This window comes from Streptomyces sp. NPDC018029 (genome assembly GCF_044327655.1).
Classification (GTDB): Bacteria; Actinomycetota; Actinomycetes; order Streptomycetales; family Streptomycetaceae; genus Streptomyces.
Genome location: NZ_JBIRFV010000016.1, coordinates 1 through 13,091 on the forward strand (window position 1 = coordinate 1; position 13,091 = coordinate 13,091).

The 13,091-nt window shown below is 72.1% G+C and carries 11 protein-coding genes and 1 pseudogene; 6 read left to right on the plus strand and 6 right to left on the minus strand.

Annotated elements, in window-relative coordinates; translation table 11 throughout:
- Positions 1–233 (minus strand): annotated as a pseudogene (locus ACH4D5_RS35695) (cytochrome ubiquinol oxidase subunit I); the annotation flags it as partial.
- Between the two features lie 106 nt (positions 234–339).
- Here ACH4D5_RS35695 and ACH4D5_RS35700 point away from each other — a divergent pair.
- A complete protein-coding gene (locus tag ACH4D5_RS35700; RefSeq protein WP_398311302.1) occupies positions 340–912 on the plus strand; it encodes an RNA polymerase sigma factor in 573 nt (190 codons plus the stop codon).
- Entirely contained in the window at positions 902–1,915 is a 1,014-nt protein-coding gene (locus tag ACH4D5_RS35705) for a CU044_5270 family protein (protein WP_398311305.1), read from the plus strand. The genes ACH4D5_RS35700 and ACH4D5_RS35705 overlap by 11 nt, the downstream gene beginning before the upstream one ends.
- Before the next feature lie 14 nt (positions 1,916–1,929).
- Here the strand turns inward: ACH4D5_RS35705 and ACH4D5_RS35710 are convergent, their stop codons facing one another.
- Positions 1,930–4,215: an FUSC family protein gene (locus tag ACH4D5_RS35710; RefSeq protein ID WP_398311308.1), complete on the minus strand. Its 2,286-nt coding sequence runs from the start codon at positions 4,213–4,215 to the stop codon at positions 1,930–1,932.
- A 239-nt stretch (positions 4,216–4,454) separates the two neighbouring features.
- Between ACH4D5_RS35710 and ACH4D5_RS35715 the strand changes: the two genes are divergently transcribed.
- The 4 genes from ACH4D5_RS35715 to ACH4D5_RS35730 all read left to right on the plus strand — a co-directional run bounded on the left by ACH4D5_RS35715 (position 4,455) and on the right by ACH4D5_RS35730 (position 8,002).
- The gene (locus tag ACH4D5_RS35715) at positions 4,455–4,925 is read left to right on the plus strand and encodes a peroxiredoxin (RefSeq protein ID WP_398311311.1); all 471 of its coding nucleotides are present in this window, start codon (positions 4,455–4,457) and stop codon (positions 4,923–4,925) included.
- A 120-nt stretch (positions 4,926–5,045) separates the two neighbouring features.
- On the plus strand, positions 5,046–5,555 hold the full coding sequence (locus ACH4D5_RS35720) for an EF-hand domain-containing protein (protein WP_398311314.1): 510 nt from the start codon (positions 5,046–5,048) through the stop codon (positions 5,553–5,555).
- A gap of 102 nt (positions 5,556–5,657) precedes the next feature.
- The gene (locus ACH4D5_RS35725) at positions 5,658–6,230 is read left to right on the plus strand and encodes a PadR family transcriptional regulator (RefSeq protein WP_398311317.1); all 573 of its coding nucleotides are present in this window, start codon (positions 5,658–5,660) and stop codon (positions 6,228–6,230) included.
- A 47-nt stretch (positions 6,231–6,277) separates the two neighbouring features.
- A complete protein-coding gene (locus ACH4D5_RS35730) occupies positions 6,278–8,002 on the plus strand; it encodes an acyl-CoA dehydrogenase family protein (protein WP_398311320.1) in 1,725 nt (574 codons plus the stop codon).
- Between the two features lie 127 nt (positions 8,003–8,129).
- Here the strand turns inward: ACH4D5_RS35730 and ACH4D5_RS35735 are convergent, their stop codons facing one another.
- From ACH4D5_RS35735 to ACH4D5_RS35750, 4 genes are all read right to left on the minus strand, one after another.
- Positions 8,130–8,582 carry a nuclear transport factor 2 family protein gene (locus ACH4D5_RS35735; protein WP_398311323.1) on the minus strand — a complete coding sequence of 151 codons (453 nt, stop codon included), beginning with the start codon at positions 8,580–8,582 and terminating at the stop codon, positions 8,130–8,132.
- 93 nt (positions 8,583–8,675) lie between these two features.
- The gene (locus ACH4D5_RS35740) at positions 8,676–10,208 is read right to left on the minus strand and encodes an aldehyde dehydrogenase family protein (RefSeq protein WP_398311326.1); all 1,533 of its coding nucleotides are present in this window, start codon (positions 10,206–10,208) and stop codon (positions 8,676–8,678) included.
- On the minus strand, positions 10,205–11,593 hold the full coding sequence (locus ACH4D5_RS35745; RefSeq protein ID WP_398311329.1) for a 2-oxoadipate dioxygenase/decarboxylase family protein: 1,389 nt from the start codon (positions 11,591–11,593) through the stop codon (positions 10,205–10,207). Before ACH4D5_RS35745 ends, ACH4D5_RS35740 begins: the two co-directional genes overlap by 4 nt.
- Before the next feature lie 68 nt (positions 11,594–11,661).
- Entirely contained in the window at positions 11,662–12,861 is a 1,200-nt protein-coding gene (locus tag ACH4D5_RS35750) for an NAD(P)/FAD-dependent oxidoreductase (RefSeq protein WP_398311332.1), read from the minus strand.
- Between the last annotated feature and the right edge of the window lie 230 nt (positions 12,862–13,091).

Consider the following 13,091-nt stretch of genomic DNA (forward strand, 5'->3'; position numbering starts at 1 on the left):
TGCGTACCCGGACGGGCGAGCTCGGCGCGCATGAAGAGCGCCATCACACCGCCGATGCAGAAGAACGCGAACGACGTGACCAGATAGAGCGTGCCAATCGTCTTGTGGTCAGTGGTGGTCAGCCACTTGACCACGGCATGTCCGGGGCGCCGGGGCCGGGGTGCCGTACGCGCGGGCACGGATTCGGGGTCTGAGGCGCGCGCGGGCGGCGGCATCACGGTGTTGCTGTCCATGCCCCGCCTGTGTCCGGCGGGCACTGATCTGTGACAGGTACGCGGAGCGACATGGATCACACCCCGCACGTGTGACGATCACCGCCGTGCCGGACACTTCGTAACCGTGAGCGACGACGAAACCTTCGCCGCTGCCTATCGCGAGCACTACTGGGCGGTCAGCCGCTACGTGGCACGGCGGCTCGGCGGCCCGACGAACGACACCGAGGAGGTGGTGGCCGACGTGTTCGCCGTCGCCTGGCGGCGCCGCGCCGACCTGCCGCCGGCCCCGCTGCCCTGGCTCTACGGGATAGCGCGGCGCTGCCTGGCCAACGCGGTCCGCGGCTACGGGCGTCGCCGCCGCCTGCTCGAACGGATCGGTCACGACGAGAGCCGCCACCGCAGGGACGTCGTGGCGGGCCCGGACGCCGAACGCCCGGGCGACTGGGTGCACGACGCCCTGGACCGGCTCTCCACGTCCGACCAGGAGGTGCTGCGCCTGACGGCCTGGGAGGAACTGGACACCGAAGAGCTCGCGACCGCCCTCGGCTGCGGCACCCGGGCGGCGGCGATGAGGCTGCACCGCGCCCGCCGCCGGCTGAGAGCCGAGATCGACCGCATGCGGCCTCCGCCGGCCGTACGGCCCGCCCCTGAAGCGACCCGCGCCACCGTTCCGGAGGACCACGGCCATGGCTCATGACGACGAACTCGCCCTCCTGCGCGCCGCCGACCCCGTGCCCGGCGACGACATCCGACACCGCGACCGGCCCTTGCCCGCCCACGCCGAGCGGCAGTTGAACCTGCTCCTGCACAGCGCTCCCGTCGCGCGCCGCAGGCCCGCACGCCAAGTGCGCCGCCTGGTCTGGGGCATCGAGATGGTCTCGCTCGCCGTGGCGGCCGCGCTGGCCCTCGTCCTCGCCGGGTCGAGCAGCGCGCCCGCCGCCGCGGCTCCCCACCCCCTCACGCTCCGGTCGGGGTCCACGCCGCTGCCGCTCGACCGGATCGCCGACCGGGCATCGGCGTCGGCTGCGGCCGCGAACGCGCCGCGCCTGCGCAGGGGAACGCACGTCCGGACGTGGAGCCTTGCGCTGGCGTCGGGCCCCGGCGCCGAAGCGCCGATCACCCTGCCCGAAGAGCGCGTCACCCGCTGGCGGGCGGACGGCAGCCACACGGAACTGGTCGTGGCCACCGACCCCCGCCGCCCCGGCAAGCCGGTCATCGCCGACGGCGACGACGGGCCGCATTTGGTCCACGACGGCAAGGTCCTCAGCGACCGAACCTACCCCCCGAGCACGGGCACGGCCCCTCCGCAGACCCGTCCCCCGCACACGCCGGAAGCCCTCCGCCGCTACCTGGCCGAGCTCAGCCGCCCGAGCGACCCCGCCCCGCTCACCGACACCCGCGAACTCCTCGACGCCGTCGCGATGTTCCTCCGCCACTGGACCCCCGGAGCCCGCGAGAGCGCGGCGCTCGCCCACCTCCTCGCCGACGCCGACGGCCTCCGCCCGGCGGGGACGGTCACCGACCGCCTCGGCCGCACCGGCCAGGCGTACGTCCACGAGAGCGAAGGACTGCGACGCATGCTGATCCTGGACCCGTCGGACGGTGACGTCCTCGGCTTGGAAGACACGGTCACCAAGGACGACCGCACCTACGGGGTGAAGGCGGGGGACGTCATGTCGTACAGCGCCTGGGTGCGCTGACCCCGCCATCCGCCTCAGGGCTTCTTCCGCGCTCCCGTCGCGCCGCCGCTCTCCTCGGGTGCCGCGAGTGGGACCCCGAGCGGGCGCGCCAGACCCACGATTCCCTCGTCGAGCCGCTGCAGATGCCGCAGCACGCGGAACGCCACCGAACCGGTGCGCAGCACCTCGTGGCGGCCGCTGTCCAGCATCGAGGCGATGCTGGACCCGGACTCGATGACGCCGTCCGGCTCCTCGTCGCGCACCTTCGCGGCGATCAGGTCGATGTTGTGGGTGATCCGCCGCCCGGCGAGCGCGAGCCGCGCATCGGCCGCGACGCTCTTGCTCGACGGCACCAGTTCGGCCGTCGCCGCAAGCGAACGGGCGTGATAGGCGCAGGTCTCCAGGAGCGCGACGATGTACCGGGCCGTCTGGCGCCGGGCCCGCAGCGGCGCGATCGGGTGCGTCAACGGCTTCGTGGAACTGCGCAGGTCGTCGAGCGCGGTGTCCAGGTCGCGTGCCAGGTCCACGAGGTCGACCGCGGGCCCGCCGCTCAGCTGGGCCACCGCGGCCGACACGACGTCCCGCAGCCGGGCGAGGACGGTGCCGAGCTCCTCGTCGGTCCGGTGCGACGTGCGCACCGGAAGCACCAGGACCGCCGCGATGATCCCGCAGGCCGCGCCGAGCGCCGTCTCCTCGATCCGCAGCACGAGGACGTCGAGGCTGTAGGTGTTGAGCAGGGTGTAGAGCAGGCCCAGCATCGCCGTGACGAAGAAGGACATCAGCGCGTACGACAGCGGGGCGGTGAAGAACATCCCGAAGACGCAGAGCACGACGAGGGCGAACGCGGCCCACGTGTGGTTGCCGACCGCGCCGGCCAGCACCACCCCGGCCACCACACCGAGCACCGTGCCGACCAGACGGCGGTACCCCTTGACCATGATCTCGCCCGTCGACGCGGTGTTGAGGAAGACCACCCAGCACGTCAGGACCGCCCAGTACCACCGCTGCGTGGACAGGAACTCACCGCCCACGATGGCCAGCGCGGAGCCCACCGCCACCTGCACCGCCGCCCTGGTGGTGGGTCGCCGCAGCCCGGTCTGCTCCGGCTCCTCCGCGCCTGCGGCCTCACCGGCGATCGAGATCTCCTCCGCCTCGAACTCCTCCCGGGACCGCATGGCTTCCGGGGTGTCGTACTCCTCGTCCCGCGCCCCGTGGGTCGCGAGCCGCAGACCCAGAATGGCGCGCGCCGCCTCACCGATCGCACGGAAGCAGTCCTGGATCGCGGGCGAACCCTGCGGCAGACCCTGCTCCTCGCGGTAACCGAGCAACCTGTTGCGCACGTACGGGAGCGCCGTGCCGCGGTCGTCGGGCACCAGGCGCACCACGAGCAGGTGCAGCGCCCGCAGGTCCCTGCGCAGCGCGATGCCCGCGTCCTGTCCGATGCGGCCGCGCCGCGACAGCGGTACGGATGCGCTCGGCAGGTGCAGGGTGAGGGTCTCCACGCGCTCGGCGCTGCGGGCGTTGAGGAGCAGGACGCCGAGGCGTTCCGCGGCGATCTCGGCGTCGGCCACCCTGCGCTGCAGAAGCGCCGCCGTCGCCGCGTCGCGGGTGCCCTCCTCCAGGCGGCCCTGGATCATCAGCGCGGCCTCGTGCAGCCGGGCGGTGCTGCGCCGCAGGTCGTCGAGGATCTTCTCCAGTCCTTCGGGCGACTCCGCGTCCGCGTCCAGGAGTTCGATCTGGTGGGCGATGAGCTGGGCGAGCCGGGCCCGGAACGCCTCGCGCAGCCGCGCCAGGGTGCGCTCGGGCGTCTCCGGCACCACGGCGAACCGGACGACCGCGCTGCACGCGAAGGCAATGGCCAGCGTCAGGCAGAGCTCGGGCAGCGCCGACGTCGACGCGTCGACGAAGAGGGAGACGAAGTAGACCTGGAAGCCGATCAGGCCGAGCGCGGTGCCCCGTTCACCGAAGCGGCGGCAGTAGACGGCGCCGAAGATCAGCAGGACGAAGAACAGGTCACCGGTGACCACCCTGGAGTTGAGCAGCGCCCCCAGCGAGATCGCCGCCAGCGCCACCGGTAGCCCGAGCGCCAGCGTGATCGCCTGCCCCCGGACCTCCTTCTCCTGGATCGCGAAGGTGGCGACCATCGCCGTCATCGCGCCCGCGACGAGGTGGGTGACCGAGGTGCCGAGCGGAGCGAGCACGGCGAGTGCGAGGAGGATCGCCCCGACCGTGCGCAGTCCCGCCATGAGCCGCAGGAGTCCCGGGTCGGATGCCGAGAAACGGTCCCAGACGCCCTTCGCTGTCCGTCGTGCCACTGCCATCGTGATGCCGTACTCCCCGTCGTTCTCTCGGTGCCTCCCGGCGTGCCCCAGCATCGCACGACGGCGTTTCGGGAGGTCAAGGCCGGTGGGGTGGGCAGCCGACGGGGCCTCGCGGCCATCGTCGCGGCCATCGAGTAAGGTTTCGCTCCCGCCACTTGAGGAGGCACCGTGTCGCCGATGGACCGTACGCGGGGAGGCGCCGTGCCGCCCATGGACCGTACGTCGCACAGGAGCCGGGCATGACGGCGCGCGTGGCGATCGGTGACACCGTCGAGGACTTCACGCTGCCGGACGAGACGGGCACTCCGCGCCGGCTGTCCGAACTCCTCCGGGACGGCCCGGTGGTGCTGTTCTTCTACCCGGCGGCCCTCACCCCCGGCTGCACGGCGGAGGCCTGCCACTTCCGCGACCTGGCCGCCGAGTTCGACGCCGCGGGAGCGCGGCCCGTGGGGATCAGCGGTGACGAGGTGGCGCGCCAGCAGGAGTTCACGCAGCGGCACACCCTCGGGTTCCCGCTGCTCTCCGATCCCGAGGGTGTGGTGCGCGGCCGGTTCGGGGTGACCCGCGGCTTCTCGTTGGCGCCCACGAAGCGCGTCACCTTCGTCATCGGCAAGGACCGCACCGTCGCCGAGGTGGTCCGCAGCGAACTCCGCATGAGCGCACACGCCGACCGCGCACTGGCCGCCGTCCGCGGGCTCGGGGCGGCCTGAGCCACCGGTCAGGCGTCCGCCTGCGCGGCAGCGGTGGTGACCCGGCAGCGCTGTGATCGTTCCCGGGGTGGGAGCGGCGCCCGCCGCTTCTTCGGCCTCGCGCAGGGATGAGGGTTTCGGATGGACACGATCACGGCCAAGCGGCACATTTTCTCGATGCTGGACGTCGACGGCGACGGGGTCATCTCCCGCCAGGAGTACCTCGCCCGGCCCGAGCGTGCGGCCCGGGCGCTGGGCCGGGCGGACGACGACCCGCTCCTGTCCGTGGCGCGCGCCGCGCACGAGCAGGTCTTCGCGTCGATGGACGCGGACCGGGACGGGCGGGTGACCTTCGAGGAGTACGAGGCGTGGGCGGGCGGCGAGGCCTTCGACGAGGTGTGCAGGCCGGCGCTGGGTTCGCTGTTCGACCTGGCCGACACCGACGGTGACGGTCACCTCGACCGGGCGGAGTTCACCGAGCTGCGCCACGCGCTGGGCAACCCCGCCGACAACGCCCGCGCGGCTTTCGATGCCCTGGACGAGGACGGCGACGGCCTTATCGACCGCGACGCCTACCTGGCACAGATCCGTTCCTTCGTCACTGACGGGTCTTCTTCCATGGCACAGGCGCTCCACACGGCCCACAGCTGACCCTGGGCACCGCCCTCTGACCCGCACGCGCCCCGGGTGAGCCGCGTCTCACCTGACCGGTGCCGCTTGTCTATGCAACGAGTTGCATAGAAGGATTCGGGCATGGCGCTTGAGCACGCGATTCTCGTCTCCCTGCTGGAGAAGCCGGGCTCCGGGTACGAACTGGCCCGGCGGTTCGACCGCTCCATCGGCTATTTCTGGGCCGCTACCCACCAGCAGATCTACCGCGTCCTCAAGCGCATGGAGAGCGACGGCTGGATCGCCGCCCGCGAGGTGGCGCAGCAGGACCGGCCGGACAAGAAGGAGTACTCCGTCGCAGGCCCCGGCCGGACCGTGCTCTCCGCGTGGCTGCAGGAGCCGATCCAGCCCGAGAGCATGCGGCACGAGCTCGCCGTGAAGATCCGCGGCGCGGCCTTCGACGACCCGGCCGAGCTGATCCACGAGGTGGAGCGGCACCGCCAGGCGCACGCCGACCGGCTCGCGCACTACCTCGCGGGGGAGCGGCGCGACTTCACGGGTCCCGAGGCCCCGGTCCCCGAGGCCCCGATCCCCGAATCCCCCGACGCCGGACGGGAGCTCCAGCACGTCGTGCTGCGCGGCGGCATCGCGTACGAGCGGATGACGCTCGACTGGCTCGACGACGTGCTCGCCACCCTCCACCGCCTCAGTCACTGACACCTCCCGCCACCCCTACCCCCCCCGAGCCGGAAAGGCGAACCGCCATGGCCGACCCGCTGCTGTTCAACCCGACCACCTACGACCCGACGCACTTCGACCCCGAGACCCGCAGGCTGCTGCGCGCGACCGTCGACTGGTTCGAGGCGCGCGGCAAGCGCAGGCTGATCGAGGACTACCGCTCCCGCGCCTGGCTCGCGGACTTCCTGGAGTTCTCCGCCAAGGAAAGGCTCTTCGCGACCTTCCTCACCCCGGCCTCCGCCGCCGGCGAGGGACAGGACGACAAGCGCTGGGACACCGCCCGGATCGCCGCCCTCAACGAGATCTTCGGCTTCTACGGGCTCGACTACTGGTACGCGTGGCAGGTCACCATCCTGGGCCTCGGCCCCGTCTGGCAGAGCGACAACGCCGCGGCCCGCGCCCGCGCCGCCGAGCTCCTCTCCCAGGGTGAAGTGTTCGCGTTCGGCCTGTCCGAGAAGACCCACGGCGCCGACATCTACTCCACCGACATGCTCCTGGAGCCCGACGGCGACGGCGGCTTCCGGGCCACCGGATCCAAGTACTACATCGGCAACGGCAACGCCGCGGGCCTCGTCTCCGTCTTCGGCCGCCGCACCGACATCGAGGGCCCCGACGGCTACGTCTTCTTCGCCGCCGACAGCCGCCACGACGCGTACCACCTGGTCAAGAACGTCGTCGACTCGTCGAAGTACGTCAGCGAGTTCCGCCTGGAGAACTACCCGGTCGGCCCCGACGACGTCCTGCACACCGGCCGCGCCGCCTTCGACGCCGCCCTCAACACCGTCAACGTCGGCAAGTTCAACCTCTGCACCGCCTCCATCGGCATCTGCGAGCACGCGATGTACGAGGCCGTCACCCACGCCCACAACCGCATCCTCTACGGCCGCCCCGTCACCGCCTTCCCGCACGTGCGCCGCGAACTGACCGACGCGTACGTCCGGCTCGTCGGCATGAAGCTGTTCAGCGACCGCGCTGTCGACTACTTCCGCTCGGCCGGCCCCGACGACCGCCGCTACCTCCTCTTCAACCCCATGACGAAGATGAAGGTGACCACCGAGGGCGAGAAGGTCATCGACCTGATGTGGGACGTCATCGCCGCCAAGGGCTTCGAGAAGGACAACTACTTCGCGCAGGCGGCCGTCGAGATCCGCAGCCTGCCCAAGCTGGAGGGCACGGTCCACGTCAACCTCGCCCTGATCCTCAAGTTCATGGGCAACCACCTGCTGAACCCGGCCGAGTACGCGCCCGTGCCGACCCGCCTGGACGCGGCCGACGACGACTTCCTCTTCCGGCAGGGACCGGCCAGGGGCCTGGGCGCCATCCGCTTCCACGACTGGCGCACCGCCTTCGACGCGTACGCCGAGGTGCCCAACGTCGCCCGCTTCCGCGAGCAGGCCGACGCCCTGTGCGAGTTCGTCACGACGGCCGCCCCCGACGAGAAGCAGAGCCGCGACCTCGACCTGCTCCTCGCCGTCGGCCAGCTCTTCGCGCTGGTCGTGCACGGCCAGCTGATCCTGGAGCAGGCCCGCCTGACCGGCCTGGACCAGGACGTGCTCGACGAGCTCTTCGCCGTCCTCGTCCGGGACTTCTCCGCGCACGCCGTCGAACTGCACGGCAAGGACTCCGCCACCGCCGACCAGCAGGCCTGGGCACTGGCCGCCGTCCGCCGCCCGGTCGTCGACGACGCGCGCTCGGCGCGCGTCTGGGAGCGCGTGGAGGCGCTGGCGGGGACGTACGAGATGGCGCCGTGAGCGAGGCGGTCACCCGCTGGACCGAGTAGGCGGGTGGCCCGGCTGTCGGCCCTCTCCGGGATCGTGCGGTGGACGGCCAATCGTCGTCCGCCACTCCCGGAGAGGGCCGACAGCCGTCACCAACTGGTCACGCATGCCCATCCGGGCGGGGCGGCGAGCCGGTCAGCGGCGAGAAGTCCTCGTACCGGACCTCATAGACACGCTCGGCGAACTTCCAGCCACCGCCGGTGCGCTGGTAACGGTCGTGATAGATGGCGTAGTTCAGCCGCCCGCGGCCGTCCAGGCCACGCCCGATCTCGGAGATGTAAGCGCGACCGGACGCGGTGTCGCCGTCAAGCCGGATCACGCCGGGATGAGTGTTCTGCACGAGAAAGTCGACCACGTCCGGCACCCGTCTGCCCCAGGCGCGGATCGCCTCTCGGCCTCGGAGCTCAACGGGGATGTTCGGCATCCGAAGCACACCGTCCGCAGTGAACAGTGAAGCGGCACGGTCGTAGTCCCGCATCATCGCGGCGTCGGTGAACTCACCGCGCAGCGCCTCGATCTCGACGCGATCCGCGATGCTCCGAAAGTCACTCATCGGCTCCATCCATGTCACCCGCTCTCTGGACAGCGTGCTCGTTTCCAGAGATAAGACGTCACAGCCCTCCGGGTTGTGCCACGGCCCGCGGTGCTACTGGAGGAAGCTGACGTTCTGGGCGAGGGAGAGGCGGCTGGAGTAGTTGATCGTGTTCGTAGCGGACCGCATGTAGGCGCGCCACGCGTCGGACCCCGACTCGCGGCCGCCGCCGGTCTCCTTCTCGCCCCCGAACGCGCCGCCGATCTCCGCGCCCGATGTCCCGATGTTCACGTTGGCGATGCCGCAGTCCGAGCCCTCCGCGGACAGGAACCGCTCGGCCTCCTGCTGGTCGCGCGTGAAGATGCTCGACGACAGGCCCTGGGGCACGTCGTTGTGCAGGGCGATCGCCTCGTCGAAGGTGTCGTACGCCATGACGTACAGGAGCGGCGCGAAGGTCTCCGCGCGGACGGTGTCGGTCTGCCGGGCGACGCGGACCACGGCCGGTTCGACGTACGCGGCGTGCGGCGCCGACGAGGCCGGGCGGCGGGCGCCACCCGCGAGGAGTTCGCCGCCCTCACCGCGCACGCGGTCCAGCGCCGCGTGCATGCCGTCCAGGGCCCGCGCGGAGATGAGCGGCCCGACCAGCGTGGCCCGGTTGAAGGGGTCGCCGATGGGCAGCTTCCGGTAGGCGTCGGTGAGGCGGCCGACGAGCGTGTCGGCGATGTCGCGGTGCACGATCAGGCGCCGCAGTGTCGTACAGCGCTGCCCGGCGGTCCCGACCGCGGCGAACACGATGCTCTGGAGCGCGAGGTCCAGATCGGCGGAGGGCGCGACGACCGCCGCGTTGTTGCCGCCGAGTTCGAGCAGGCAGCGCCCGAAGCGGGCGGCGACGCGCGGGCCGACCTCGCGCCCCATGCGCGTCGAACCGGTGGCGCTGACCAGCGCGACCCGTGGGTCGTCCACGAGCCGCTCACCGACGGTCGCGTCGCCGAGCAGCAACCGGTGCACGTCCCGGGGCGCGCCGACGTCGTCGGCGGCCCTGGTCAGTAGCCGGTCGCAGGCCAGGGAGACGAGCGGGGTGAGTTCGGACGGCTTCCACACCACGGTGTCGCCGCAGACCAGCGCGATCGCCGTGTTCCACGACCACACCGCCGCGGGGAAGTTGAACGCGGAGACGACACCGACGACGCCGAGCGGATGCCAGGTCTCCGCCAGGCGGTGCCCGGGCCGCTCCGAGGCGATGGTGCGCCCGTACAGCTGCCGGGACAGACCGACGGCGAAGTCACAGATGTCGATCATCTCCTGGACCTCGCCGAGCGCCTCGGAGCGGATCTTGCCCGCCTCGACGGTGATCAGGTCCGCCAGGTCCTCCTGATGGCCGCGCAGCAACTCGCCGAGGTGCCGTACCAGTTCGCCGCGGCGCGGTGCAGGGGTGGTGCGCCAGTCGAGGAAGGCCGCACGGGCCGCGGTCAGTGCCTCCTCGGTTCCGGCCGTGCCCGTCGCGGCCAGGCCGAAGAGGTCCTCGCCGGTGATGGGGGTCCGGGCCCGCAGGCCGTCGCCCTCGGGAACGGTGACGCCGATGCGGTCGAGTGCGGCACGGGCACGGGCGCGCAGTTCGTCGGTGGCGGGCAGGGCGATGCCGGTCATGACGCTCCCTGGGGACGTAGTGCGCGGGGGATGCGGGCGAGAGAACGGTCCCGCTGCCGCTCGTAGAGCGTGAACGGGTCGAGGACTTCCCGGCCGATGGCTTCGGCGAGCCGGTCGGCGTCGTATGAACTGCATTCCTGGCCGCTGTTCCTGGACCCCGCCTCGCCGAGATTGGACTGGAAGATGCCGGCGGCCGACCGAGGCAGGAAGTCCTCGTACACGATCGGCTCGGCACGCAGCCAGCCGCCGGCCAGCAGGCCGGCGAGGTCGGAGGGCGGGCGGCTGCCGTCCGCGGGCCGTTCCGGGGCGGCGTGGTAGGTGAAGAACCCCAGCCCGCGCACGGCCAGTTCGTGTTCGGTCGGCGGCAGGTGCTCGCTCCACACGGCCCGGGCGACATCGCCGCGCTCGCCCGCCGGCCGGTGGCCGGCCCGCTCGTCGATGAGGCCGAGCAGCCGGTCGTAGAGGGCGCGGCCCTCCCGGGTCAGCGCGATGCCGCGGGCCTCGACCTCGCCGAACCGCACCCGCAGCGCGCCGAGGGTCACACTGCCGTCCGCGGTGCGCAGCGCGCGCGGCTCGGCGAGCGCACGGAAGGAGGTCTGGCGCAGCAGCACGTCGGGGCCCGGCCAGCGCGGCGGACCCTGAATGGTGTCGATCATCTCGACGCCGCGCTCGGTCATGCGCCGGTAGAGCTCGTCGATGTCCAGGACGCGCGGGGTGAGGTGGTTGATGTGGGTGCTGCGTACGCCGCCGATGTCAGCGGCGACGGCGGAGACACGCTCCAGTGCCGCGTACCACTCACGGTCGATGGGTTCCGGCGACAACTCGAAGGCCCGCACCGCGAGGTCGAGGAACCGCTCGGCGTCCGTGCCGGGCAGTTCCCGCTCCGCCTCCGCCCGGTCGGCCAGCGCGAGCAGTTCCGGCGGGAACAGCTCACGCCCCGCGAGGAACGTGGCGAGGCGCGAGCGCAGATCCGCGTCGAAGAAGCGCGGATCGGACACGGTGAGCATCGACGTGAAGACCCGGAACGGGTTGCGGGCCAGCTCTTCCTCGTCCACCGGCCGGAACGCCGTCGACACGATCGGGAGTGCGCTCGCGGGGGTGTCGCGCAGGTCGTAGAAGCCGACCGGACGCATGCCGAGGGCACCGAAGACGCGACCGACCTGCTCCAGCTCCTCAGGGGTGCCGACCCGGATGGCGCCGTGCCGTTCGGCGGTGACCCGGCCGATGGACCCGAGGCGTTCCGCGTCGGCGCCGCGCGCGCGCAGGACGTCCTCGTTGACCTCGCGGGAGACGTCCACCAACGTCGTGTACGCGGGGACCTCGCGCCCGTACATCCGGGAGAGCCGGGCGGCGAACGCGGCGCGCAGCCGCCACTGTTCGATCATCGGCACGTCTTCCTTTCAGGAGCCGTTGCGGGAGTCCTTCCGGGGTTCCGGGGCCTTGTGTTGAGGAGTCACACCACATGGGCCTCCGGACGGCTCGCGGACCCGGCCTCGAAGCGTTCCGTGGCCAGCGGCGCAACGTCGACGCACGGCCGCCGCCCCAAGTACAGGTCGCGGACGATCTCGCCCACCGCGGGGGCCTGGAGGAAGCCGTGCCCGGAGAAGCCGGTGGCGTAAAGGAGGTTGGCCGGTGCGGCACAGCGGCCGATCAGCGCGTTGTGGTCCGGCGTGACCTCGTACAGGCCCGCCCAGCCGCCGGACACCTCCATCTCCGCGAGGGCCGGGGCCCGTTGGCGCGCCACCGCACGGAACAGCTCAAGCCACTCCGGCGTCCACGTGGTGTCGAAGCCCTCGGTCTCCCTGGGGTCGGCGAGGCCGAGGAGCAGTCCGTCGTCGCTGTTGTGGAAGTACGCCGACGACGCGAAGTCGATCGTGAAGGGGACGCGCGGCGCGGCGGGCACCAGCGGGACGGTGAAGGCGAGCTGGCGGCGGAGCGGCCGCACCGGGAACTCGACGCCCACCATGGCGCCGATCCGCGCCGACCATGCCCCAGCGGCGCAGACCACCGCGGAGCACGACACCGGACCGCGGTCGGTGTGCACGACGGTGACGCGGTCACCGGCCGTGTCCATGCCGGTGACCGTGGTGTGCGTCGCGAACACGGCACCGGCCCGCGCCGCGGCGCGCGCGTACCCGTGGACGACGAGCGCCGGACGCGCGTGGCCGTCGGCGGGGGAGTGGGCGGCGGCCACCAGGCCCTCGGTGCTGAGGTAGGGGCAGAGCGCCCGCGCCTCACAGGGGCCGATCATGCGGCTGGGCACACCGAGACCGTTCTGCGTGCGCACGCCCTCCTCGAAGTCGGCCACCTGGTCGGGGCTGGTCAGCAGGAACAGATAGCCGACGGTGTCGAGCCCGATGTCCGCGCCCGGGCGGCGCGGAAAGTTCCGGAAGGCGCGCAGGCTGCGGTGGCCCAGCTCGATGTTGAGCGGATCGGAGAACTGCGCCCGCACCCCGCCGATCGGCTTTCCCGAGCTGCCGCAGGCGAGCTCGCCGCGCTCGACGACGACGATGTCGCGTACGCCTGCCTCGGCGAGGTGGAAGGCGATGCTCGCCCCCATCACACCGCCCCCGACGATCACGACGTCGGCGGCGGGCGGCAGAGCGCGGTACGCGGAGAGGGGCGACGGCGGCGGGGCAGGTGAGGAGGCCAAGAGGCCGCTCCCTTCCAGGCGACGGCCTGGGCTGTCATGGCGTGTCGTGTGGTGACGTGTCGTGACTGGTGTGGCGCGGCAGGGCGTGTCGTGGCGTGTCATGGCGTGTCATGGAGCGGAAAGCTGAGCAGCTGTCCGCCTGCCCGCCATGGTGCAGCACGCCGCCCACCGCGGTCCATGAGGCATCACTCCGGTCGGCCGATATCACCCCACCGTTATCACCCCACCCG

Coding starts and splice junctions, on each gene's coding strand:
- ACH4D5_RS35725 (WP_398311317.1), top strand. CDS start 5,658: ATGGCGCTTGAGCACGCGATTCTCGTCTCCCTGCTGGAGAAGCCGGGC.
- ACH4D5_RS35720 (WP_398311314.1), top strand. CDS start 5,046: ATGGACACGATCACGGCCAAGCGGCACATTTTCTCGATGCTGGACGTC.
- ACH4D5_RS35735 (WP_398311323.1), bottom strand. CDS start 8,582: ATGAGTGACTTTCGGAGCATCGCGGATCGCGTCGAGATCGAGGCGCTG.
- ACH4D5_RS35730 (WP_398311320.1), top strand. CDS start 6,278: ATGGCCGACCCGCTGCTGTTCAACCCGACCACCTACGACCCGACGCAC.
- ACH4D5_RS35740 (WP_398311326.1), bottom strand. CDS start 10,208: ATGACCGGCATCGCCCTGCCCGCCACCGACGAACTGCGCGCCCGTGCC.
- ACH4D5_RS35710 (WP_398311308.1), bottom strand. CDS start 4,215: ATGGCAGTGGCACGACGGACAGCGAAGGGCGTCTGGGACCGTTTCTCG.
- ACH4D5_RS35715 (WP_398311311.1), top strand. CDS start 4,455: ATGACGGCGCGCGTGGCGATCGGTGACACCGTCGAGGACTTCACGCTG.
- ACH4D5_RS35705 (WP_398311305.1), top strand. CDS start 902: ATGGCTCATGACGACGAACTCGCCCTCCTGCGCGCCGCCGACCCCGTG.
- ACH4D5_RS35745 (WP_398311329.1), bottom strand. CDS start 11,593: ATGATCGAACAGTGGCGGCTGCGCGCCGCGTTCGCCGCCCGGCTCTCC.